The organism is Mitsuaria sp. BK037 (assembly GCF_014193045.1).
Taxonomy (GTDB): Bacteria; Pseudomonadota; Gammaproteobacteria; order Burkholderiales; family Burkholderiaceae_C; genus Roseateles.
In genome coordinates this window covers 509,305-529,672 of record NZ_JACHYS010000001.1, presented here as the reverse complement: position 1 = coordinate 529,672, position 20,368 = coordinate 509,305, and the positions used below count along the sequence as shown (strand labels likewise).

Below are 20,368 nucleotides of genomic sequence, written 5' to 3'. Positions count from 1 at the left end.
TGAGGGGGCGTGCGCCGAAGGATTATTCGGCTGCCTTGAAGGACAGCTTTTCCTTGATGCGCGCCGACTTGCCCGAACGCTCACGCAGGTAGTACAGCTTGGCGCGACGGACGTCGCCGCGGCGCTTGACCTCGATCGAGGCGATCAGGGGGCTGTACAGCTGGAAGGTACGCTCCACGCCTTCGCCGCTCGAGATCTTGCGGACGATGAAGTTGGAGTTCAGACCGCGGTTGCGGCGGGCGATGACCACGCCTTCGTAGGCCTGCACGCGCTTGCGGGTGCCTTCGACGACGTTCACGTTGACGATCACGGTGTCGCCGGGGGCGAACGCGGGGATGGTCTTGTTCAGGCGAGCAATTTCTTCTTGCTCGAGGGTCTGGATCAGATTCACGAGGATCTCCTGGTGATCGTGCCGGCGCGAATCAGGATGATTCCAGGACTGGCCGCCATCGAAAGACATCTTCGGCGCCGCCCGCGTGGGGATTCAACCAACAGCACCCTGGACCCTGGTTTCCCTTGGTCCTGTACTGCCCTTGCCCCATCAGCCCGGTAGAGGATCGGCAAAACCGGCGATTATAGACGTGGGCGGGCGACCGTCAAACTTTGTGCGGCCTGACAGCCGTCCCACCGGCGAGCGAGGCGAGGAATTTCTCGTCCTTCTTGTCAAGCCGGCCGTCGCGGCGCGCGGCCTCGATCAGCTCCGGGCGACGCGCCAGCGTCAGCGCCAGCGACTGCTCGCGGCGCCAGCGCGCGATCTCGGCATGGTGGCCGGACAGCAGCACCGGCGGCACCGGCAACGGTCCTTCGGGCGTCTCCAGGACCTCGGGACGGCTGAAGTGGGGGCAGTCCAGCAGGCCGTCGGAGAAGCTGTCCTGCTGGTGCGAGGCGGCATCGTTGAGCACGCCGTCCTGCAGGCGGGCGATGGCGTCCAGCATTGCGATCGCCGGCAGTTCGCCGCCCGACAACACGAAGTCGCCCAGGCTGATCTCCATCGTCACGTGGCGGTCCAGCACGCGCTGGTCGATGCCTTCGTAGCGGCCGCACAGCAGGATGGCGCCCTCGCCCGTGGCCAACTCGCGCGCCAGCGCCTGGTCGAGCCGGCGGCCGGTCGGGCTGAAATGGATCACGGCGGGCACGCCCGGATGGGCGGTGGCACGATCGGCCTTCACGGCAGCCAGCGCGCGCTCCAGCGGCGCGGCCAGCATCACCATGCCGGGACCGCCGCCGAACGGGCGGTCGTCGACGCGGCGGTAGTTGTCCTCGGCGTAATCGCGCATCTGCCACAGACGCACGTCGACCTGCCGACTCTCATAGGCGCGACGCGTCACGCCGACCCGCAGGAAGGGGTCGAAGAGTTCGGGGAACAGGGTGAGAACGTCGAAGCGCATGGGCAGTCAGGCCCGCGGCTTCAGTAGTCGAGATCCCAGTCGACCGGGATGACCCGCGCGGCCTTGTCGACGTCGCCGACATAGGCGTTCACGAACGGGATCAGGATCTCTTCATCGGGCTTGACCGGTGCGGTCTTGCCGGCGGGCAGGATGCGCAGCACGCAGTGGGGGCCGGTGTCGATCAGGTCGATCACCTCGCCCAGCGTGGTGCCGTCCTTGTTGACGACCGACATGCCGATCAGGTCGACCCAGTAGAACTCGCCGTCGTCCGTCTCGGGGAACACGCTGCGCGAGACGAAGATGCGGGCGCCCTTGAGCGCTTCGGCGCCATTGCGGTCGGCCACGCCCTCCACCTGGGCGACGATGCCGTCCGCGTGGTCGCGGACAGCCAGGATCTTGAGCACGGGCGGCACGACATGCGGCTTGCCCGGCAGGGCCTTCTCGCTGGGCTTCAGGAACCAGCGGCGAGAGGCGAAGAGCGCCTGGGCATCGGCGGAGTGGCTGAGGATCTTCAGCCAGCCCTTGATGCCCCAGGCGTCCAGCACGCGCCCGACTTCGATGGCGTCTTCCGGAAAGGCCGGGGAGGACTCGATCACGTCGTCAGGCGCCTGCTTCATCACTGCGATCCGAGGATCAGGCAGCGGCGGCGGCCGGAGCGGCAGCCTTCTTGGACACGTCGACCAGGCGGGCGACGGCCGGCGACAGCTGGGCGCCCACGCCGACCCAGTACGACACGCGGTCTTGCGAGACGCGCAGGCCTTCGGCATTGCCGGAGGCGACCGGGTTGTAGAAGCCGACGCGCTCGATGAAGCGGCCGTCGCGGCGGTTGCGGCTGTCGGTCACGACGATGTTGTAGAACGGACGCTTCTTGGAGCCACCGCGGGAGAGTCGAATCACGACCATGATCTATCCTTCAGGTTTTGAGCGTTCCACCGCACCAGGGAGACACACAGGGGCAAGCAGACAATGAACCGACCGTTCCGTGCGGGGAGCGCGTGTGTCGCGCATCGAGTCCCCGGGACAGGTCGGCAGCTGGCACCGTAGATACGCCCCCGGTCCGTCTTTCGCCCCCTCAGCCCCGGATCAGGAAGCTTCGAAGCGTGACAGCCACACCCAGGGGCCAGCGCCAAAACCCGGCATTATAAACTCGCTCTTGACGCTTTGTCCTCCTCCCCCAATGACGACAACCACCAGCAGTTCCTCCCCGCTCCTGATCCGCCCCAGCCTGGAAGGCGACATCGCCGCGATCCAGCAGATCTACGAACACGCGGTGCTGCACGGCACCGGCACTTTCGAGACCGAGGTCCCCGATCGCGCCGAGATGGCCCGCCGCCGGACCGAGGTGCTCAGCCGCAGCCTGCCCTACCTGGTCGCGGAGCGTGACGGACAGGTGCTCGGCTACGCGTATGCCAACTATTTCCGCCCGCGCCTGGCCTATCGCTATTTCGTCGAGGACTCGATCTACCTCGCGCCACAGGCGCAGGGACAAGGCGTCGGCCGCCTGCTGCTAGCGGAGCTGATCGCGCGCTGCGAAGCCGCCGGCGCGCGGCAGATGATCGCCGTCATCGGCGATTCGCAGAACCTGGGCTCCATCGGCGTCCACCGCAGCCACGGCTTCGAGGACGTCGGCGTCATGAAGGCCGCCGGGTGGAAGTTCGGCAAGTGGCTGGACGTGGTGCTGATGCAGCGCCAGCTGGGCCAGGGCGACACCAGCTCGCCCACCGGCGCCGCCCCGGCGACCGCGCCGGCCACCCCGGATCCGACGCCCGCCGCATGAGCGCCCTTGCCCCGACCGACGGCGGCGGCGCGGACGCCAAGTCCAAGACCGTGGCCACCTGGCTGAGCTTCGCGCTTGGCAGCCTCGGGGCGCACCGCTTCTATCTCCACGGCTTCGGCGACCGGCTGGGCTGGTTGCACCCGCTGCCGACGCTGCTGGGGCTGTATGGCGTCCACCGGATGGATACCCTGGGCCAGGACGACGTCGTGGCCTGGTTCCTGATTCCGCTGCTGGGGCTGATGCTGGCGCAGAGCATGCTGGCCGGCATCGTCTACGGCCTGATGCCGGACGAGCGCTGGGCCGAGCGCTTCAATCCGGGCCAGCCGGTGCGCAAGACCGGCTGGTGGCCGATCCTCGGCGTCATCGCCTGCCTGATGGTGGGCGGCGCCTGCCTGATGGCGACGATCGCGTTCTCGGCGCAGCGCTATTTCGAATCCCAGGTCGAAGCCGCCCGCGAGATCAGCCAGTAGCCGCCCGCGAGCGCAGCCCGCCCCAGCCCGCTCAGAACAGCGTGAAGCTGATCCAGTAGAACAGCCCGCCGATGAAGGCCGACGCCGGGATCGTGAAGATCCAGGCCCAGACGATGTTGCCGGCCACGCCCCAGCGCACCGATGACGCGCGCTGCGTCGAACCCACGCCGACGATGGCGCCGGTGATGGTGTGCGTCGTCGACACCGGAATCCCCAGCGCGGTGGCCAGGAACAGCGTGATCGCTCCGCCGGTTTCCGCGCAGAAGCCGCCGACCGGCTTGAGCTTGGTGATCTTCTGCCCCATCGTGCGGACGATGCGCCAGCCGCCGAACATGGTCCCCAGGCCGATGGCCAGGTAGCAGACGACGATCACCCAGGTCGGCGGCGAGTGCTCGCCGGCACTCGCGTAGCCCGACGCGATCAGCAGCATCCAGATCAGGCCGATCGTCTTCTGCGCGTCATTGCCGCCGTGGCCCAGGCTGTACAGGCCGGCCGAGACCAGCTGCAGCCGTCTGAACCAGTTGTCCACGCGCAGCGGCGAGCTGCGCCGGAACAGCCAGGCCACCGCCACCATCAGCAAGGAGCCGAGCAGGAAGCCCAGCAGCGGCGACACGAAGATGAACAGCACCGTCTTGCCGATGCCGCTCATGATCAGGCCCTTGGTGCCCGCCTTGGCGATCGCCGCGCCCACCAGGCCGCCGATCAGCGCGTGCGACGAGCTCGACGGGATGCCGTAGAACCAGGTGATCACGTTCCATGCGATCGCGCCGATCAAGGCGCCGAAGATCACATGGTGATCGACGATGCTCGCGTCGATCGAGCCCTTGCCGATCGTCGCCGCCACCTTCAGCTCGAAGAACAGCACCGCGATCACGTTGAAGAAGGCCGCGAACAGCACGGCCTGCTGCGGCTTGAGCACGCCGGTCGACACGACCGTCGCGATCGAGTTGGCCGCATCGTGGAAGCCGTTCATGAAGTCGAAGGCGATGGCCAGCACCACCAGCATGGCCACGACCCAGAAGGCCACCTGCATCGTTCCCATAGCAGACGCTCCGCTATCGGATCAGGAGTTCTCGAGGACGATGCCCTCGATCAGGTTGGCCACGTCCTCGCAGCGGTCGGAGATCGACTCCAGCTGCTCGTAGATGGCCTTGAGCTTGATCAGCTCGCGCACGTCCTCCTGCTCGCGGAACAGCTTGGACATCGCGGCGCGCATCACGCGGTCGGCATCGGACTCGAGCTTGTCGATCTCCTCGCAGGCCTTGATGGCGGCTTCGGCGGTGTGCGGCTCGCTGAGCTTGGGCAGCAGCGTGACGGCATGCTTGACGCGCTCGCAGCACTTGGCCGAGAGCTCGCCCAGGCGCAGCACTTCGTCGGGGATGGAGCGCACGTCGTAGAGCTGCATGGTTTCGCTGGAGTCCTGCAGCAGGTCCAGGATGTCGTCCATCGCGTTGATCAGGCCGTGGATCTGCTCGCGGTCGATCGGCGTGATGAAGGTCCGGTGCAGCAGCCGGTTCACCTCGGCGGTGATGCGGTCGGCGTGGTGCTCGGCCTTGTCGACCTCGGCGGCGTACTTCTCGCGCAGCGTCAGGTCGTTGTAGTTCTGGATCATGAGCATGAAGGCGCGGGCGCCTTCCACGATCTGCGTGCCGTGCTCATTGAACAGTTCAAAAAAATTGCCCTCACGGGGCAGCAGCTTGCCGAAAAACATGGGGAGGCTCCGCGCGGTGCGATCCACGCCGGATCGTCACAAATGGTTCATTTCCGTGTCACGGAAAACCGGCAAGTGTAGCGGCCTGGGGCCCGAACGGGCCATGGGGCCGGCGCAACGGCTCGTCCTCGCGTTCGATCGCCTGGTCGGCGACGCCGGGTAGATGGCTCCGCAGATCGCCCAGCCCCGGCGCGCTCAACGCCGGATCGAGCTCCAGCAAGGGCTTGAGGACGAAGGCGCGCTGATGCAGCCGCGGATGGGGCACGGTCAGGCGTTCGAGTGCGAGGGTCTCGTCGCCGTAGAGGAGCAGGTCGAGGTCGAGCGTGCGCGGCGCGTTGACATAGGGCCGCTCGCGCCCGTGGCGCTGTTCGATCGCCTGAAGCGCCTCGAGCAGGGCCAGCGGGGCCAGGCCGGTGCGCACGCGCGCGACCGCATTGAGATAGTCGGGCCCTTCGCAGCCGACCGGCGCGCTGCGCCAGGCGCCGGAGACGGCCTCGACGCTCAGGTCCTTCAGGTCGGCGAGGTCGGCCAGCGCCGCCTCCAGCGTGCGCCGCAGGTCGCCGAGGTTGGCGCCCAGGCCGACGTAGGCCGTGATCATTCGTCGGCGGAGGACGCCGGCGCGGCGCTCGACGCTTCGCCGGCACCCGCCGACTTCGGCTTGCGACGACGGCGGCGCTTCTTGGCCGGATGGGCCGCGCCGCCCTCCCCGTCCATCACCTCGGGATCGATGGGCAAGGCCGCGGCCGATTCGCCGGCCACCGGCACCGCCGGCACGTTGCCGGCCGCCACCGAACCGCGCGGCACCGAATGCACCCGTCCGCCGCCCGCCTTGGGCTTGCTGCGCGGACCGGTCTGGCGCTGCGTCTCGCGCGCCTGATCGAGCAGCGCGCGGCGGTCGTCCTCGCTGCCCAGCGCGAAGTCCTCCCACCAGTCGGCCAGCGCCGGATCGATCTCGCCCGCCTCGGCGCGCAGCGCCAGGAAGTCGAAGCCGGCGCGGTAGCGCGGCTGTTCGATCAGGCGGTGCGGGCCGCTGCCGGTGCGGCGCTCGAAGCGCGGCTGCATCATCCAGATCTCGCGCATGTCCGCGGCCAGCTTGCCGCGGCCGGAGATGTCGCCCACGCGCGCGTCGAAGACCAGGTCGATGGCCTGCTGCAGCGCGGGCACCGCGCCTTCGCCGCCGTCGATCAGGCGCTGCCAGCGCTGCTGGACCTCGCCCCACAGCATGCAGGCGAGCATGAAGCTCGGCGCCACCGAGCGGCCCTCGGCCACCCGCTTGTCGGTGTCCTCCAGCGCCAGCCGGACGAACTTGCCGTGCACGTTGTCGGGCAGCGCGCCGTCCTTGTCCAGCACCGCGTCCAGGATCGGGAACACGCCGCGCGCCAGGCCCTGCTTGCGCAGTTCCTCGATGCTGGCCAGCGCGTGGCCGGTCTGCAGCAGCTTGATCATCTCGTCGAACATCCGCGACAGCGGCACGTTCGCGAGCAGCGGCCCCATCGCCACGATCGGCGCGCGCGTCTTGGGCTCGATCGTGAACCCCAGCTTGGCGGCGAAGCGCACCGCGCGCAGAATGCGCACCGGGTCCTCGCGGTAGCGGGTCTCGGGGTCGCCGATCATGCGCAGCACCTTCTTGCGCGCATCGGCCAGGCCGCCGTGGTAGTCGACCACCAGCTCGCGCTGCGGGTCGTAGTACATCGCGTTGACGGTGAAGTCGCGGCGCGCGGCGTCCTCGATCTGCGGGCCCCAGACGTTGTCGCGCAGCACCCGGCCGGACGCGTCGACGACGTGCGACTTGCCATCCAGCGCGCTCTTGGACGTCTTCTCGTTGCCCTGCACCTGCTCGGCATCGTCCTCCTTGAGCAGCGCCCGGAAGGTCGAGACCTCGATGACCTCGTGCTCGCGGCCCCGGCCGTAGACCACGTGGACGATGCGGAAGCGCCGGCCGATGATGAAGGCGCGGCGGAACTGGTTCTTGACCTGTTCCGGGGTGGCGTTGGTGGCGACGTCGAAGTCCTTGGGCCGGCGTCCCAGCAGCAGGTCGCGCACGGCGCCGCCGACGATGTAGGCCTCGAAGCCCGCGTCGGTCAGCCCCTTGACGACCTTGACGCCGCGCTCGTCCAGCAGCGCCGGATCGATGCGGTGCTCCTCGGCGGCGATTTCCACCCGCTTGCCCAGCGGCGTGGCGGTCCCCTCGGGCTTGCCCAACAGCTTGTTGATCAGTTTTTTAATCATTCGAACAGCTTCAATATCGGCCAGCCGCGCTCGCGCGCCAGCGTCTCGAGGGCCGCGGTGGGATTGGTCGCCACCGGATGGCTGACCCGCTCCAGCAGCGGCAGGTCGTTCATCGAGTCGCTGTAGAAATGCACGCGCTCGAAATCCTCCCAGCGCCGGCCCTGCGCGGCCAGCCACTCGTTCACGCGCACGATCTTGCCCGCCTGGAAGGACGGGGTGCCGCGCACGCGACCGGTGAACGCGCCGGCCGCGTCGCGTTCCAGCTGCACGGCGATCAGGTGATCGATGCCGAAGGCCTGGGCGATCGGCGCGGTCACGAATTCATTGGTCGCGGTCACCACGACCACGAGATCCCCGGCATCCAGGTGGCGCTGCACCAGTGCGCGCGCATTGTCGCGCAACATCGGCGCGACGACCCGGCTCATGAATTCGGCGCGGGCGGCCTCGGCCTCGGCCAGCGGACGGGCGCGCCAGACGGAGGTGGCGAACTCGACGTATTCGTCCAGGTCGAGCTCGCCGCGCTGGTACTGCGCGTAGAACTCGTCGTTGCGGGCCGCCCAGGCGGCGCCGTCGGCCCAGCCGATCTCCACCATGTAGGCGCCGAAGGCGTGATCCGAGTCCTGCGGGATCAGGGTGCCGTCCAGGTCGAACAGGGTCAGGTCCACGTGATGTCCTTGAAAAACCTTGAAATCGTTGCAACCAGCGGCACGACGCGCCTCAGGCGGGCGCGCCCTGGTCGGCGAGCATCTGGCGCAGCAGCGGCACGGTGACGGCCCGCTTGCTGGCCAGGGCGAATTCGTCCAGCCCGTCGAGCAGCGTCATCAGGTGCTTGAGGTCGCGGGCGTAGCGGGTGAGCAGGTAGTCGATGACGTCGTCGGTCAGCGCGATGCCGCGGCGGTCGGCCTCGCGGCGCAGCACGGCGCGCACCTCGGCCTCGGACAGCGGCACCAGCGCGAAGGTCGGGCCCCAGCCCAGGCGCGTGCGCAGGTCCTCGCGCAGCGCGAGGTCCACCGGCGGCGCGGTGCCGGTCGAGACCACCGCCAGCCCCAACGTCGCGGCCTCGACGAACAGCGCGAAGGCCGCATGCTGCCGGCCGTCGTCGAAGCGCTGCGTGTCGTCGAGCAGCAGCAGGCTGGGGTGGGTGGGCAGTTCCCAGGGCAGCGGCGTGTCGGCGTCGTACCAGCCGACCTGCGCGCCGGCGTGCTGCCAGTGCTGGGCGAGCGCGCGCAGCAGGTGCGTCTTGCCGCTGCCCGGCGGCCCCCACAGGAAGACCGGCGGCGAACCCGCGCCCAGCCCCAGCACGTGCGTGAGGGCCGCAGTGTTGGCGCCGGTGAGGAGCGTGTCAAAGGTGTAGTCGGGCTCGGGACCGAGCGACAGCGGGATCTGCTTCAAACCACTTCAGCGTTGGATGGAGGGAGACCCGGCGGCGATGCCAGGCCCCGGCCCTCAAGGAGCGGGATTCTAAGCGGCGCCTCCCACCCTCCCGCCTCGCCGACCACCCGGAGGCGGGGGTCGACGGAGGACGGGCAGGGAAACCGGGCCTCAGTGGAAGGTCGCCGGCCCGCCTTCGCCGTCCCGGATCTGCTGCAGGCACTGCTCCAGCTCGACCTGCTCGACGCGGTCCCCCGGCAGCAGCGCCACCAGCTTGCGCTGCACGGCCAGCAGCCGGGGCAGGTCCTGCCGGTCCATGTGGATCTGCTTGAGGTTGCGCAGCATGCGCGCCAGGATCTGGCGCGGCGACGCGGTCCCCAGGAAGGCATCCAGCGACATCGGCTCCTGCGGCATCAGCCCGGCGCGCTCGCGCCAGGGGCTGAGGAACTCGTCGAGCTCGCCGCGCCCCAGCGAGCGCCCGCTGAACGGGTCCAGCACCACCTCGCCCTGCGGCAGCCGCAGCTTCATCAGGAAGTGCCCCGGAAAGCTGACGCCCTTGACCCGCAGGCCGACATGGGCCGCCAGCTCCATGTAGATGATCGCCAGCGTGATCGGGATGCCGCGCCGCGTCGCCAGCACCTGGTGCAGGTAGCTGTTGCCGATGGCGTAGTAGTCGTTGACGTTGCCCGCGAAGCCGAGCTCGCCATGGAAGTACTGGTTGAGCATCCGGAGCCGGTGGCTGGGCGGCGCATCGGCCGGCAGGCGCTGGCGCAGCCGCTCGCCGAGCCGGTCCAGCTCCGCCATCACCTGCTGCACGTCCAGCCGGGGGACGTCGTCCAGCGCGATCGCGGCGGCGGCTTCGGCCAGGTTCAGCGTGTCGTCGTCGGCAACCAGCGTCGAGAAATAGTCCAGCGCCGACGGCACCGTCCACTGCAGGGGCGAACTCATGCGCCCGAGTCTACGCCCTGGCCTGCCGGCGTCATCGGCGCGGTTCCCGAGTCCGGAAACTCACGCCCCGGCGCTCAGGCCCGCCGCGCGAAGTGGCGCAGCTTCACGCCCAGCAGCAGCAGCACGCCGAAATACAGCAGCGCCGACGCCCCCAGGCTCAGCGCCATCCACCCGGCGCGCGCCAGCTCGAAGTGGAAGCCCTTGCCGCCGACCCAGGCGAAGTGCCCGGCCAGCCACCACTGCAGCGCGCCCATCGCCGCGCTGGCGATCAGCACGCGCAGCAGGAACAGCGCCCAGCCGGCTTCCGGCGTGTAGGTGCCCAGCCGGCGCAGCCCGCGCAGCAGCAGCAGCGCGTTGACCACCGCCCCCAGGCCGATCGACAGCGACAGACCGGCGACGCCGATCTGCAAGCCGAAGACGAAGATCGCGTTGAAGAGCTGCGTCAGCACCAGCACGCCGACGGCGATGCGCACCGGCGTGCGCATGTCCTGGCGCGCGTAGAAGCCGGGCGCCAGCACCTTGATCGACACCAGCCCCATCAGCCCGAGCCCGTAGCCCATGACCGCGTGGGCGGTGCTGGTGACGTCGGCGGCCCGGAAGGCGCCGCGCTGATAGAGCACCGCCACCAGCGGCTCGGCGAAGACCACCAGCGCGACCGCGCAGGGCAGCGCCAGCAGCAGCGTCAGGCGCAGGCCCCAGTCGAGCAGGCCCGAGTACTTCTCGGTCTCGCCCTTGGCGGTGCTGGCGGCCAGTTGCGGCGTCAGCACCACGCCCAGCGCGACGCCGAGCAGCGCGATCGGGAATTCCATCAGCCGGTCCGCGTACGTCAGCCAGGATGCGGCGCCCTCGCCCACCGCGATCGCGATCTGCGTGTTGATCAGCAGCGACAGCTGCGCCACGCCGACGCCCAGCAGCGCCGGCCCCATCTTGCGCAAGACCTGGCGCACGCCCTCGTCCGCGGCGGCGCGGCGCAGGCCGGACAGGCCCAGCGCGAAACGCGGCATCAGTCCGATCTTCGTCAGCGCCGGCACCTGCAGCGCGAGCTGCAGCAGCCCGCCCACCATCACGCCCACCGCCAGCGAATAGATCGGCGCGTAGCCATGGCGCTCCAGCACCGGCGCCAGCCCGTAGCCGCAGGCGAGCGAGGCCAGGTTCAGCAGCACCGGCGTCACCGCGGGCACGACGAAGCGCTTCCATGTGTTCAGGATGCCTGCCGACAGCGCCACCAGCGACATGAAGCCGATGTAGGGGAACATCCAGCGCGTCATCACGACGGCCGCCTCGTGGGCGGGCGCGGACAGTCCCGCGCCGAGCGCCCACACCAGCACCGGCGCGCCGACCACGCCCAGCACGCAGGTCACCAGCAGCGCCCACAGCAGCACCGTCGCGACGGCGTCGATCAGGTGCCGGGTGGCGTCATCGCCGTCCCTGGCGCGGGCCGCGGCCAGCGCCGGCACGAAGGCCTGCGAGAACGCGCCTTCGGCGAACAGTCGCCGCAGCATGTTGGGAATGCGGAAGGCGACGTTGTAGGCGTCGGTCATCGCGTTCGCGCCGAACAGGCCGGCCACCATCTGCTCGCGAACCAGCCCGGTGATGCGGGACAACAGCGTGAAGATCGAGACGACGGAGGCGGTGCGGAGCAGATTCATGCGGGGAGCGGCGCGGCGGAGCGCAAAGGCGCGGGGGTGCCCGGCGGGCGACCGCGCATTATGGGTGTCCCGCTCAGCCGCAATGCCGCGGATTTGGTTTTTCCATTCCTGGCTGCTATACTCGCCGTCTTTGCACCAACTGGACCCATAAGACAATGGCAAGCTCTTCCAAAGCCAAGAAGAAAACCGTGCGTCTGGCCTCGGGCCGCAAGCGCGCACGTCAAGACGTCAAGCTGAACGCCGCCAACTCGGCGCTGCGTTCGAAGTTCCGCACGGTCATCAAGAACGTGCAAAAGGCGATCGTCACTGGCGACAAGGCCAAGGCCGCCGACCTGTTCAAGACCGCCCAGCCCGTGATCGATTCGGTCGCCGACAAGGGCATCTTCCACAAGAACAAGGCTGCTCGTCACAAGAGCCGCCTGTCCGCCAAGATCAAGGCGCTGGCCGCCTGATAACCAAGTTCCAGCTCTGGTGCACGAACAAAGCCCGCCTTCGGCGGGCTTTTTCGTTCCCGCATCAAAGCGGCATGGGGGTGGTGATCTGGCCGACCACCTCGCGCACGTGGAGCCAGTCCACGACGTTGCGCGCCACCCAGTCTCCGTCATCCAACGGCAGGTCGTGGCCGGCGTGCTTGTGCAGCCGCAGCGGCGCCCCCCAGGCGCGGCTGATGGCCTGCGAGCAGCGCCAGTCCACCAGCGAATCACCCTGGCTGCACAGCAGCAGCATCGGCGGCTCGGGCTTGGCCAGGCTGGCTCTGTAGCGCGCTGCCGCCAGCAGCTGGCGCAGCGCGTTGCGACGGCGCACCGGGCGCCGTCGCTGGATGGAGACCCAGTCATCAATCACCTGGTCGGGCTGGCGCTGCAGCCGCGTCGTCATCTGCAGCACCTTGGCCTCGCGCCGGCGCAGGCTCAGCCGCGTCAGGCTCAGCATCAGCAAGGACCAGTAGTTCGACGGCCGCAGCCGCCTGAAGAAGGCGCTGAACGGCCTCAGGCTGGTGTTGATCAGCACGACGCCGTCGAGCTCGCCCGGATGCCGCGCCGCCCACTCGCTGGCGACCATCGCGCCCAGCGACATCGCCAGCACCTGGTACGGCGGCGGCACGCCGCGCCGGCGCAGTTCCGCGCGGCAGGCCTCCATCATGGCGTCCACATGGGTGGGACTGCTCTGCCGGTGCTTGTCGCCATTGCCGGGCAGGTCCAGCAACTCCAGTCGCGCATCGGGCTGCTGCACCAGCAACGCCCGCTGCAGGCGCGCCGGAAAGTCGCCCCAATGGCCGCTCTCGCGTGTCAGGCCACGCAGCAGCACCCAGGTGTGCATGCTCATCGGACCGTCCTCCGATACCAGCGGATCAACGCCTGCTCCCCGTGATCGATTCGTGTGTCCGGCCCCGGCAGCCACCGGAACGCGCTCTGCGTCGCGCGAGTCATGAAATCCATCCAAGCCATGTGCCGGCGCAAGACCCGTTGCTGTCGATGTTCGATCAGCGGGTTGAACATGCCGTGCCGGGAGAGTAGCTGGCGCGGATTTTTCTTGACCCACAGCCATGACCCCATTTCGAGCGTCATCGGCAGGAAGATCCCCCGATCAAGGGAGAGCGCCTCGTCGTACAGGTGGTCCCACAGGTCGCCATGGGTCAGGTAATGCCGGCTCTGCGGCTCCATCACGTAGGGATGCGGGGACAGGCATTGATCGAGCACCTCGCACAGCGCGTGGATCTCCGCGAGGTGGCGCATCGGCCGGCGCGTGCGCGCGTACGGGAACCAGATGCGGTCGCGCAGGCCGAAGCCGCTGTGAAAGTCGATGGACACCGCGACCGGCCGCCCCAGCAGCTCCTCGCGGACGAAGCGGCACAGGGCCTCGCTCTCCGCCTCCATCGGCGCGCCGCCCGGGCCGCGGAAGTACGGCAGTTGCCGGGTCAGGCGATGCCCGCCGATCAGGAAGGGCACGCCGCGGTCGGCGTCCTGCGGCGCGTTGCGCATCAGGTCCACGCCTCGCAGGTTCGCGCGCGTGCCGGCCTGGACGCCGCCCGGATTGACCACGGGGAGGAACACCAGCCGCAGCGACTCGAGCTGCTGGTGCAGGCTCAAATCCCAGCGCAGCCGCCGCACCAGGCTGCCGAGGTAAGCCAGCACCACCTGCGCGCCGATGCGCTCCAGCCCATGAACACCGCCGATGAACCCGAGCGCAGGAACCGACGGATCGGGGTTGCCCAGGGTCACGCCGATCACCGGGAGCGCGCCGGCGGAGGTGGCGACGCTCGCCAACTCGCGGGCCTGCAGCATCGATCCCCCCTGATCGATCAGGCGCAGCAACTCCTGCAGTTCCGGCAGGGCGGCCGCGGCCCGCGGGGCCGCGTCGGTGGGAAGGACGGCCATGTCCGGGCGCTCGGGCTAAGGGTCGCGGGGAACCCGGCAGCGTAGGCGAGGAGGGGCGCGCTGACGATGGCCCGATCGGGCCGGGCCTTCACCCTCCCGGGGAGGGGCCGTCGCTCAGGCCTTGCCGGACTCGCGCCCGTCGGGCAGCAGGCAGGCGTCGACGACCTGCAGCTTGTTGTCGCGGGCGAAGTTCATGACGAAGTCCCAGGCCATCGGCTCGACCGACTTCAGCGCCTCGTTGACGATCACGCACTTCACGCCGTTGACGACGCGCGGCACGCAGTAGGGGGAATAACCGAGGTAGGCGTCTCGGCCGCTGCGGGTGCCGCCGGGCCGAAAGCAGGACATGGCGCCAGCCAGACGTTCAGCCCAGTCGCTCGGGCGGAAGGTGCGACCATCCGTGGTGATCCCCTGGATGAACACTTCTCGCGGCTTGGGCTGCTCAGTCATTGGCTACTCGGTCTGCGTCCCGGCCCGCGGCGGCTGCGGCACTCCTTTGACGAGGGTCAACCGCGGCAGGCAAAACCGCTATTGTGCCTCGGATGTGTTGCGCCGCAGCACACATGGCCTTCTGCTCGCCCATTGGTCAGCCGGCCTGCCGACGCTGTCCAGGAGGAATCTCCTCACCCGCCGGGGTCGACCCGTAGAATCGGCCGCTTCCCCCTTGCCCCTCCTACTTCCTGGAGACTTGATGAACGCCCCGGACTCCTCGTTCGCCGCCCCGACCGAACCCCATGTGATGCAAACCTACGGCCGCCTGCCGATCGCCCTGTCGCACGGCGAAGGCGCCTGGGTGTGGGACACGGCCGGCCGACGATACCTGGACGGCCTGGGCGGGATCGCCGTCAACACCCTCGGACACAACCATCCGAGGCTGGTGGCGGCGCTGCGGGACCAGGTGGGCAAGCTGATCCACACCAGCAACTACTACCACGTCCCGCTGCAGGAGCAGCTCGCGGCCAGGCTCTGCGCGCTGTCGGGCCTGACCAACGTGTTCTTCTGCAACTCGGGCCTGGAGGCCAACGAGGCTGCGCTCAAGATCGCGCGCAAGTACGGCCATGACCGCGGCAACGCCAATCCCGAGGTGATCGTGTTCGAGAAGGCCTTCCATGGCCGCTCGATCGCGACGCTGTCGGCCACCGGCAATCCCAAGGTCCAGGCCGGCTTCGGCCCGCTGGTGCCGGGCTTCGTCCGCGTGCCCCTGAACGACATCGAGGCGCTGCGCCAGGCGCTCGCCGCGCATCCCGGCGTGACCGCGATCTTCCTGGAGACCATCCAGGGCGAAGGCGGCATCAACGCCGCGCGCGTCGACTTCCTGAAGGACCTGCGCAAGCTCTGCGACGAGCACGACCTGCTGCTGATGCTGGACGAGGTGCAGTGCGGCATCGGCCGCACCGGCAAGTGGTTCGCGCACCAGTGGGCCGGCATCGTGCCGGACGTGATGCCGCTGGCCAAGGGCCTGGGCTCGGGCGTGCCGATCGGCGCGGTGGTGTGCGGCGACAAGGCCGCCAAGGTCTTCGGACCGGGCAACCACGGCACCACCTTCGGCGGCAATCCGCTGGCGATGCGGGCCGGCGTCGAGACGCTGGCGGTGATGGAGGCCGACGGCCTGCTGGCCAACGCCGCGACCGTCGGCGCCGAGCTGAAGGCGGCGATCGAGCACGGCCTGGCGGGCCTGCCCGGCGTCGTCGAGGTGCGCGGCCAGGGCCTGATGCTGGGCATCGAGCTGGACCGCCCCTGCGGCGTGCTGCTGACGCAGGCCATGGACGCGGGCCTGCTGCTGAGCGTGACGGCCGACAAGGTCATCCGCCTGGTGCCGCCGCTGATCCTGTCCAGCGCCGAGGCCGCGGAGATCGCGGCACGACTGGTGCCGCTGGTGAAGGCCTTCCTGGCCGCGCCGGCGACGACGCCATGAAGCCGGGAGACCGCCTCATGCGTCACTACCTGCAGTTCAAGGACCTGCGCGCGGAAGAGTACGCCCACCTGTTCGACCGCGCCGCGATCATCAAGCGGCGCTTCAAGAACTACGAGAAGTACCAGCCGCTGCAGGATCGCACCCTGGCGATGATCTTCGAGAAGGCCTCGACGCGGACCCGCGTCAGCTTCGAGGCGGGCATGTACCAGATGGGCGGCTCGGTGGTGCACCTGACCACCGGCGACAGCCAGCTGGGCCGCGCCGAGCCGATCGAGGACAGCGCCCGCGTGATCAGCCGCATGGTCGACATCGTGATGATCCGCACCTATGAGCAGACCAAGCTGGAGCGCTTCGCGGCGCACTCGCGGGTGCCGGTGATCAACGGCCTGACCAACGAGTACCACCCCTGCCAGATCCTGGCGGACCTGTTCACCTTCATCGAGCAGCGCGGCATGGACCGCCGCGGCGCGATCGACATGGACTGCCTCAAGGGGCGCGTGGTGGCCTGGGTCGGCGACGGCAACAACATGGCCAACACCTGGCTGCAGGCGGCGGAGATCCTGGGCTTCACCGTGCACGTGAGCACGCCCAGCGGCTACGAGATCGACCCGGCGGTCGCCGGCATCAAGGACACCCGCTGCTACAAGGTCTTCCAGGACCCCAAGGAAGCCTGCCGCGGCGCGGACCTGGTGACCACGGACGTCTGGACCAGCATGGGCTACGAGGCCGAGAACGAGGCGCGCCGCGCCGCCTTCGCGGACTGGTGCGTCGACGCGGACATGATGGCCGTGGCCAAGCCGGACGCGCTGTTCATGCACTGCCTGCCGGCGCATCGTGGCGAGGAGGTCGCCGCCGAGGTGATCGACGGCCCGCAATCGGTGGTCTGGGACGAGGCCGAGAACCGCATGCACGTGCAGAAGGCGCTGATGGAGTACTTGCTGCTGGGCCGGATCGGCTGAGCGGTGAAAGGCCCCTCCGGCACGACCAGGCCCGCCTCGCGCGGGCCTTTTTCCGTGCGGCGCGGCCGCGCTACTTCGTGGCGGCGAGGGGCTTGAGCCCTTCCTCGTAGGAGCCCGCCGGGTAGTGCTTCTGCACGGTCTTCCAGGCCGCGCCCGAACGCGCGCTGCGCTCGAGCGCGTCGGCGAGCAGTTCGCGGTCCTTCGCCACGAGGTGGCGCGACAGGTAGATCCCGCTGTCGGTCCAGGTGAGCTCGGTCACCGGCTCCAGCCGCAGCCGCTCCAGCAGCGGCCGCGTGCGCGAGTCCTGCAGCAGCGTTCCCGCCAGGATCGACGGCGCCATCACCGTGACGTCGGCCAGGCTGCGCTCCAGCGCGCGCACGACCGCCGCCGGATCGGCCTCGACCACCAGGCGGCGCTGCGCCTTGAGCGTCCTGAGCAGCTCCAGGTAGGGCTCGCCATAGTCGAAACCGCGCACCACCGCCACGCGCAGTTCGCGACGCTCGGCCAGCTCGGCCAGACTCTCGATCGGCGCGCGGTCCGACGCCAGCGAGATCAGCAGCGCCCGGGCCTTCATCACCGGAATGAAGTCGCCATGCAGGTCGCGCTTGGAGGTCCGGGTCGCCGGCACCAGCACGTCAGCGCCGTTGGCGGCGAACATCGCCTCGACGCGCGCCCGCGGCACGACGGTGAATTCGAACTGGCAGCCGGTCTCCGCGGCCACCTTGCGCATCAGCTCCGGGAAGACGCCGCTGACCTCGCCGCCCGAGGTCACCACGCTCATGCCGATGGGCGCCACCGGCACCCGGATCGGACGTGTGCAGTCGGCCCGCGCCGTCCCGGCGACCAGGCCCAGTGCGCAGAGTAGCCAGCCCGCGGCACGCCAGGGCGCACGCGTCCAGCGATCGATCGCCGCCGGCCCCGCGCACCTGCGCGCGGGCCGGTCCGGCCGCCCGAATCCCCACGTCGTCATCTTGTCTTCTCCCGTGCCGACGCTGCCGCTGGCGGCGGAGCCGTCCGCCCCCGCAGCGCGCCATGTCGCCGTCCAGGGTAGCAAAGAGCCGGCGCGCCACAACGCGTGAAACCCGCGCCTCCCGCTGTTCATCGCCCATCCGAAGGGGGAGCACCCCTCCGGTCTGGGGGAGGCCCTCCGGTTCGGGGGAGCCCCGGCCCGTGCCTTGCGCTCCAATGAGGGTGGCCCTCGCCCGGTCCTCGCCCGGTCCTCGCCAACATGCGAAGCTTGGCGTCAGCCGTCCGTGGCATCCTGTGCCTGCTCATGAAAACCGCTCTGATCTCCGACCTGCACGCCAACCGCCAGGCTTTCGAGGCCGTCCTCGAGCACGCCCGGCGGCAAGGCGCGGGGCATTTCGCCCTCCTGGGCGATTACGTCGGCTACGGCAGCGATCCCGGCTGGGTGGTGGACCAGGTCCGCGCGCTGCGCGCCGCAGGCGCGGTCGTCGTCGCGGGCAACCATGACCTGGGCGTCACCCAGGGGCCGCGTCCGACGATGAACGAGGACGCGCGCGCCGCCATCGCCTGGACGCGCGCGCGGCTGGCCGAGGACCAGTTGGCCTTCCTCGCCAGCCTGCCGATGGCCGAGGAAGAGGACGACTGCCTCTACGTGCACGCCAACGCCTTCGACCCGGCCGGCTTCGCCTATGTGCAAGGGCGGCTGGAGGCGATGCGCAGCCTGCACGCGACCGAGTGCCGCTACACCTTCTGCGGCCACATGCACGAGCCGATGCTCTACCACCTGTCGGGCACCGGCAAGGCGGGCGACTTCCGACCCCAGCCGGGCGTGCCGATCCCGCTGCTGCCCAACCGGCAGTGGCTGGTCATCCCGGGCGCCTGCGGCCAGCCCCGCGACGGCAACCCGGCCGCGGCCTATGCGCTGTTCGACCACGACAGCGAGGAGCTCAGCTTCCAGCGCGTCCCCTACGATGTCGAGGCCGCCGCGGCCGCGTTGCGCGCCGCGCCCGGCCTGCCCGCCGGCCTCGCGGACCGCCTCGCCCAGCGCCTCGTCGCCGGCCGCTGAATCGATGAACGACGCCACCTTGCCGCCCGCCCCGTCGCCTGCCCCCTCCCCGGTTTCACCGATCACCGCGCCGCTGCAGCCCGGCCAGGTGCTGGACGGCTTCGTGCTCGAGGCCCGGTTGCACCAGGGCGGCATGGCCAACCTCTGGCAGGTGCGGCGGCAGTCCCCGGCGGACGCGCCTCCCGGCGAGGACTTCCCGCTGATCATGAAGGTCCCCCGCATCAAGGGCGGCGAGGACCCGGCCAGCATCGTCGGCTTCGAGGTCGAGCAGATGATCATGCCGGCGCTCAAGGGGCCGCACGTGCCGCGTTTCGTCGCGCGCGGAGACTGGCGCCGGCAGGCCTACATCGTCATGGAGCGCATCGAGGCCGAGAGCCTGCGCCCGCGCCTGGACCAGGCACCGCTGCCGCTGGTGGAGGTCGTGGAGATCGGCATCCAGGTCGCGCATGCGCTGACCGACCTGCACCGCCAGCACCTGGTGCACCTGGACATCAAGCCCAGCAACATCCTGCTGCGGCCCGACGGCACCGTGGTGCTGGTCGACTTCGGCCTGTCGAGGCACGACTTCCTGCCCGACCTGCTGGAGGAGGAGTTCTCGCTGCCGATGGGCACCGGGCCCTACATGTCGCCGGAGCAGGTGCAGTTCGTGCGCAACGACCCGCGCAGCGACCTGTTCGCGCTGGGCGTGATGCTCTACCACCTGTCCACCGGCGAGCGACCCTTCGGTCAACCGAACTCGGTGCGCCAGCTGCGGCGCCGGCTCTATGTCGACCCGATCCCGCCGCGCGCGATCCGGCCCGAACTGCCGCCGTGGTTCCAGGAGATCGTGCTGCACTGCCTGGAGGTGCGCGCCGAGCGCCGCTACCAGAGCGCCGCGCAGCTCGCGCTGGACCTGCAGCGGCCCGACGCGGTGCCGCTGACGGCGCGTGCGCACAAGCTGCAGCGCAGCGGGCTGGTGCGGCGCTTCAAGCGCTGGTTCCTGGCGATGGGCGAGGAGCCGCGCGCACCGGCCTCGGTCGGCGCGCAGGTGGCGCGCAGCCCGGTGATCATGGCCGCCGTCGACGTCCAGGGCGCCACCCCGGCCCTGCTGGAGGAACTGCGCGAGGTCGTGCGCCGCCTGATGCAGACCGAGCCCGGCGCGCGCCTGGCCTGCGTCGGCGTGATGAAGACCAACCGCATCGGCATGGACGAGCTCACCGACGCGCATGGCCGCAGCCACCATGTGCAGCAGCTGATCGCGCTGAAGAACTGGGCGCATCCGATGACGCGCGAGCTCGCGCTCGAGGACGGGCGCCTCACCTTCCACGTGCTGGAGGCGCCCGACGCCGCCGACGCGCTGATCGAATTCGCCGCCCGGACCGGCGTCGACCACGTCGTGATGGGCGCGCGCGCCAGCTCGATGATGCGGCGCTACCTGGGGAGCGTCTCGGCGCAGGTCGTCACCCAGTGCGCCTGCACCGTCACCGTCGTGCGCGAACCCGCGCTGCCCGACGATCCGCCGCCGCCCGACAGCCCCTTGATCAGCCCGTCGGCGTCGAACTGAG

Annotated in this window: 23 protein-coding genes; 7 read left to right on the top strand and 16 right to left on the bottom strand. The window is 69.8% G+C overall.

Annotated features, from left to right (window positions below; all coding sequences use genetic code 11):
- Positions 1 to 22 precede the first annotated feature (22 nt).
- The 4 genes from rplS to rpsP form a co-directional block, all read right to left on the bottom strand.
- Positions 23 to 391: a 50S ribosomal protein L19 gene (gene rplS / locus FHT37_RS02345; RefSeq protein WP_091723501.1), complete on the bottom strand. Its 369-nt coding sequence runs from the start codon at positions 389 to 391 to the stop codon at positions 23 to 25.
- A gap of 205 nt (positions 392 to 596) precedes the next feature.
- The gene (gene trmD / locus FHT37_RS02340; RefSeq protein WP_091723499.1) at positions 597 to 1,388 is read right to left on the bottom strand and encodes a tRNA (guanosine(37)-N1)-methyltransferase TrmD; all 792 of its coding nucleotides are present in this window, start codon (positions 1,386 to 1,388) and stop codon (positions 597 to 599) included.
- Positions 1,389 to 1,408: 20 nt separating this feature from the next.
- On the bottom strand, positions 1,409 to 2,005 hold the full coding sequence (rimM, locus tag FHT37_RS02335; protein WP_183478652.1) for a ribosome maturation factor RimM: 597 nt from the start codon (positions 2,003 to 2,005) through the stop codon (positions 1,409 to 1,411).
- A 16-nt stretch (positions 2,006 to 2,021) separates the two neighbouring features.
- On the bottom strand, positions 2,022 to 2,291 hold the full coding sequence (gene rpsP / locus FHT37_RS02330) for a 30S ribosomal protein S16 (RefSeq protein WP_091723493.1): 270 nt from the start codon (positions 2,289 to 2,291) through the stop codon (positions 2,022 to 2,024).
- 274 nt (positions 2,292 to 2,565) lie between these two features.
- Here rpsP and FHT37_RS02325 point away from each other — a divergent pair, with 274 nt between their 5' ends.
- Complete coding sequence (locus FHT37_RS02325) at positions 2,566 to 3,165, top strand: GNAT family N-acetyltransferase (protein WP_091723490.1); 600 nt, start codon at positions 2,566 to 2,568, stop codon at positions 3,163 to 3,165.
- Positions 3,162 to 3,635, top strand: coding sequence for an NINE protein (locus tag FHT37_RS02320; RefSeq protein WP_183478651.1), 474 nt, complete (start codon positions 3,162 to 3,164; stop codon positions 3,633 to 3,635). Before FHT37_RS02325 ends, FHT37_RS02320 begins: the two co-directional genes overlap by 4 nt.
- Before the next feature lie 31 nt (positions 3,636 to 3,666).
- On the opposite strand, the gene FHT37_RS02315 is transcribed toward FHT37_RS02320, so the two are convergent.
- The 8 genes from FHT37_RS02315 to murJ all read right to left on the bottom strand — a co-directional run bounded on the left by FHT37_RS02315 (position 3,667) and on the right by murJ (position 11,543).
- Complete coding sequence (locus FHT37_RS02315; protein WP_183478650.1) at positions 3,667 to 4,677, bottom strand: inorganic phosphate transporter; 1,011 nt, start codon at positions 4,675 to 4,677, stop codon at positions 3,667 to 3,669.
- Between the two features lie 21 nt (positions 4,678 to 4,698).
- Complete coding sequence (locus tag FHT37_RS02310; protein ID WP_091723483.1) at positions 4,699 to 5,346, bottom strand: DUF47 domain-containing protein; 648 nt, start codon at positions 5,344 to 5,346, stop codon at positions 4,699 to 4,701.
- Between the two features lie 58 nt (positions 5,347 to 5,404).
- A complete protein-coding gene (folK, locus tag FHT37_RS02305) occupies positions 5,405 to 5,944 on the bottom strand; it encodes a 2-amino-4-hydroxy-6-hydroxymethyldihydropteridine diphosphokinase (protein ID WP_183478649.1) in 540 nt (179 codons plus the stop codon).
- Positions 5,941 to 7,575: a polynucleotide adenylyltransferase PcnB gene (gene pcnB / locus FHT37_RS02300; RefSeq protein ID WP_091723479.1), complete on the bottom strand. Its 1,635-nt coding sequence runs from the start codon at positions 7,573 to 7,575 to the stop codon at positions 5,941 to 5,943. Before pcnB ends, folK begins: the two co-directional genes overlap by 4 nt.
- Positions 7,572 to 8,240 carry an HAD family phosphatase gene (locus FHT37_RS02295; RefSeq protein ID WP_091723477.1) on the bottom strand — a complete coding sequence of 223 codons (669 nt, stop codon included), beginning with the start codon at positions 8,238 to 8,240 and terminating at the stop codon, positions 7,572 to 7,574. The genes pcnB and FHT37_RS02295 overlap by 4 nt, the downstream gene beginning before the upstream one ends.
- Before the next feature lie 52 nt (positions 8,241 to 8,292).
- Positions 8,293 to 8,967 carry an HdaA/DnaA family protein gene (locus tag FHT37_RS02290; protein WP_091723475.1) on the bottom strand — a complete coding sequence of 225 codons (675 nt, stop codon included), beginning with the start codon at positions 8,965 to 8,967 and terminating at the stop codon, positions 8,293 to 8,295.
- 150 nt (positions 8,968 to 9,117) lie between these two features.
- Positions 9,118 to 9,894 (bottom strand): SirB1 family protein, encoded by a 777-nt coding sequence (locus tag FHT37_RS02285; RefSeq protein ID WP_091723472.1) that lies wholly within the window; start codon positions 9,892 to 9,894, stop codon positions 9,118 to 9,120.
- Between the two features lie 74 nt (positions 9,895 to 9,968).
- Positions 9,969 to 11,543, bottom strand: a complete 1,575-nt coding sequence (murJ, locus tag FHT37_RS02280; protein WP_183478648.1) for a murein biosynthesis integral membrane protein MurJ — start codon at positions 11,541 to 11,543, stop codon at positions 9,969 to 9,971.
- 155 nt (positions 11,544 to 11,698) lie between these two features.
- Between murJ and rpsT the strand changes: the two genes are divergently transcribed.
- A complete protein-coding gene (rpsT, locus tag FHT37_RS02275) occupies positions 11,699 to 11,995 on the top strand; it encodes a 30S ribosomal protein S20 (RefSeq protein WP_067066702.1) in 297 nt (98 codons plus the stop codon).
- Between the two features lie 64 nt (positions 11,996 to 12,059).
- Here the strand turns inward: rpsT and FHT37_RS02270 are convergent, their stop codons facing one another.
- The 3 genes from FHT37_RS02270 to FHT37_RS02260 form a co-directional block, all read right to left on the bottom strand.
- Positions 12,060 to 12,866, bottom strand: coding sequence for an alpha/beta fold hydrolase (locus FHT37_RS02270; protein ID WP_310732145.1), 807 nt, complete (start codon positions 12,864 to 12,866; stop codon positions 12,060 to 12,062).
- The gene (locus tag FHT37_RS02265) at positions 12,863 to 13,855 is read right to left on the bottom strand and encodes a M14 family zinc carboxypeptidase (protein WP_310739707.1); all 993 of its coding nucleotides are present in this window, start codon (positions 13,853 to 13,855) and stop codon (positions 12,863 to 12,865) included. The genes FHT37_RS02270 and FHT37_RS02265 overlap by 4 nt, the downstream gene beginning before the upstream one ends.
- Positions 13,856 to 14,032: 177 nt before the next feature.
- Positions 14,033 to 14,368, bottom strand: coding sequence for a DUF3579 domain-containing protein (locus FHT37_RS02260; RefSeq protein ID WP_091723465.1), 336 nt, complete (start codon positions 14,366 to 14,368; stop codon positions 14,033 to 14,035).
- Between the two features lie 241 nt (positions 14,369 to 14,609).
- On the opposite strand from FHT37_RS02260, the gene FHT37_RS02255 reads away from it, so the two are divergent.
- Both FHT37_RS02255 and argF read left to right on the top strand, forming a co-directional pair.
- Positions 14,610 to 15,833 (top strand): aspartate aminotransferase family protein, encoded by a 1,224-nt coding sequence (locus tag FHT37_RS02255; RefSeq protein ID WP_091723463.1) that lies wholly within the window; start codon positions 14,610 to 14,612, stop codon positions 15,831 to 15,833.
- Positions 15,830 to 16,792, top strand: a complete 963-nt coding sequence (gene argF / locus FHT37_RS02250; protein ID WP_091723459.1) for an ornithine carbamoyltransferase — start codon at positions 15,830 to 15,832, stop codon at positions 16,790 to 16,792. Before FHT37_RS02255 ends, argF begins: the two co-directional genes overlap by 4 nt.
- 70 nt (positions 16,793 to 16,862) lie before the next feature.
- On the opposite strand, the gene FHT37_RS02245 is transcribed toward argF, so the two are convergent.
- Positions 16,863 to 17,762 (bottom strand): ABC transporter substrate-binding protein, encoded by a 900-nt coding sequence (locus FHT37_RS02245; protein WP_183478646.1) that lies wholly within the window; start codon positions 17,760 to 17,762, stop codon positions 16,863 to 16,865.
- 303 nt (positions 17,763 to 18,065) lie between these two features.
- On the opposite strand from FHT37_RS02245, the gene FHT37_RS02240 reads away from it, so the two are divergent.
- Together FHT37_RS02240 and FHT37_RS02235 are read left to right on the top strand one after the other, a co-directional pair.
- The gene (locus FHT37_RS02240) at positions 18,066 to 18,824 is read left to right on the top strand and encodes a metallophosphoesterase (protein ID WP_091723454.1); all 759 of its coding nucleotides are present in this window, start codon (positions 18,066 to 18,068) and stop codon (positions 18,822 to 18,824) included.
- A gap of 4 nt (positions 18,825 to 18,828) precedes the next feature.
- Positions 18,829 to 20,367, top strand: coding sequence for a bifunctional serine/threonine-protein kinase/universal stress protein (locus tag FHT37_RS02235; protein WP_091725102.1), 1,539 nt, complete (start codon positions 18,829 to 18,831; stop codon positions 20,365 to 20,367).
- Position 20,368: the final 1 nt, after the last annotated feature.

Excerpts from the sequence above, each read along its gene's own strand:
- FHT37_RS02240 (WP_091723454.1), top strand. The coding sequence starts at position 18,066 with ATGAAAACCGCTCTGATCTCCGACCTGCACGCCAACCGCCAGGCTTTC.
- FHT37_RS02260 (WP_091723465.1), bottom strand. The coding sequence starts at position 14,368 with ATGACTGAGCAGCCCAAGCCGCGAGAAGTGTTCATCCAGGGGATCACC.
- rimM (WP_183478652.1), bottom strand. The coding sequence starts at position 2,005 with ATGAAGCAGGCGCCTGACGACGTGATCGAGTCCTCCCCGGCCTTTCCG.
- folK (WP_183478649.1), bottom strand. The coding sequence starts at position 5,944 with ATGATCACGGCCTACGTCGGCCTGGGCGCCAACCTCGGCGACCTGCGG.
- FHT37_RS02270 (WP_310732145.1), bottom strand. The coding sequence starts at position 12,866 with ATGAGCATGCACACCTGGGTGCTGCTGCGTGGCCTGACACGCGAGAGC.
- murJ (WP_183478648.1), bottom strand. The coding sequence starts at position 11,543 with ATGAATCTGCTCCGCACCGCCTCCGTCGTCTCGATCTTCACGCTGTTG.
- FHT37_RS02235 (WP_091725102.1), top strand. The coding sequence starts at position 18,829 with ATGAACGACGCCACCTTGCCGCCCGCCCCGTCGCCTGCCCCCTCCCCG.
- rpsP (WP_091723493.1), bottom strand. The coding sequence starts at position 2,291 with ATGGTCGTGATTCGACTCTCCCGCGGTGGCTCCAAGAAGCGTCCGTTC.
- rpsT (WP_067066702.1), top strand. The coding sequence starts at position 11,699 with ATGGCAAGCTCTTCCAAAGCCAAGAAGAAAACCGTGCGTCTGGCCTCG.
- FHT37_RS02310 (WP_091723483.1), bottom strand. The coding sequence starts at position 5,346 with ATGTTTTTCGGCAAGCTGCTGCCCCGTGAGGGCAATTTTTTTGAACTG.
- FHT37_RS02325 (WP_091723490.1), top strand. The coding sequence starts at position 2,566 with ATGACGACAACCACCAGCAGTTCCTCCCCGCTCCTGATCCGCCCCAGC.
- FHT37_RS02255 (WP_091723463.1), top strand. The coding sequence starts at position 14,610 with ATGAACGCCCCGGACTCCTCGTTCGCCGCCCCGACCGAACCCCATGTG.
- argF (WP_091723459.1), top strand. The coding sequence starts at position 15,830 with ATGAAGCCGGGAGACCGCCTCATGCGTCACTACCTGCAGTTCAAGGAC.
- FHT37_RS02320 (WP_183478651.1), top strand. The coding sequence starts at position 3,162 with ATGAGCGCCCTTGCCCCGACCGACGGCGGCGGCGCGGACGCCAAGTCC.
- trmD (WP_091723499.1), bottom strand. The coding sequence starts at position 1,388 with ATGCGCTTCGACGTTCTCACCCTGTTCCCCGAACTCTTCGACCCCTTC.
- pcnB (WP_091723479.1), bottom strand. The coding sequence starts at position 7,575 with ATGATTAAAAAACTGATCAACAAGCTGTTGGGCAAGCCCGAGGGGACC.
- FHT37_RS02285 (WP_091723472.1), bottom strand. The coding sequence starts at position 9,894 with ATGAGTTCGCCCCTGCAGTGGACGGTGCCGTCGGCGCTGGACTATTTC.
- FHT37_RS02245 (WP_183478646.1), bottom strand. The coding sequence starts at position 17,762 with ATGACGACGTGGGGATTCGGGCGGCCGGACCGGCCCGCGCGCAGGTGC.
- FHT37_RS02315 (WP_183478650.1), bottom strand. The coding sequence starts at position 4,677 with ATGGGAACGATGCAGGTGGCCTTCTGGGTCGTGGCCATGCTGGTGGTG.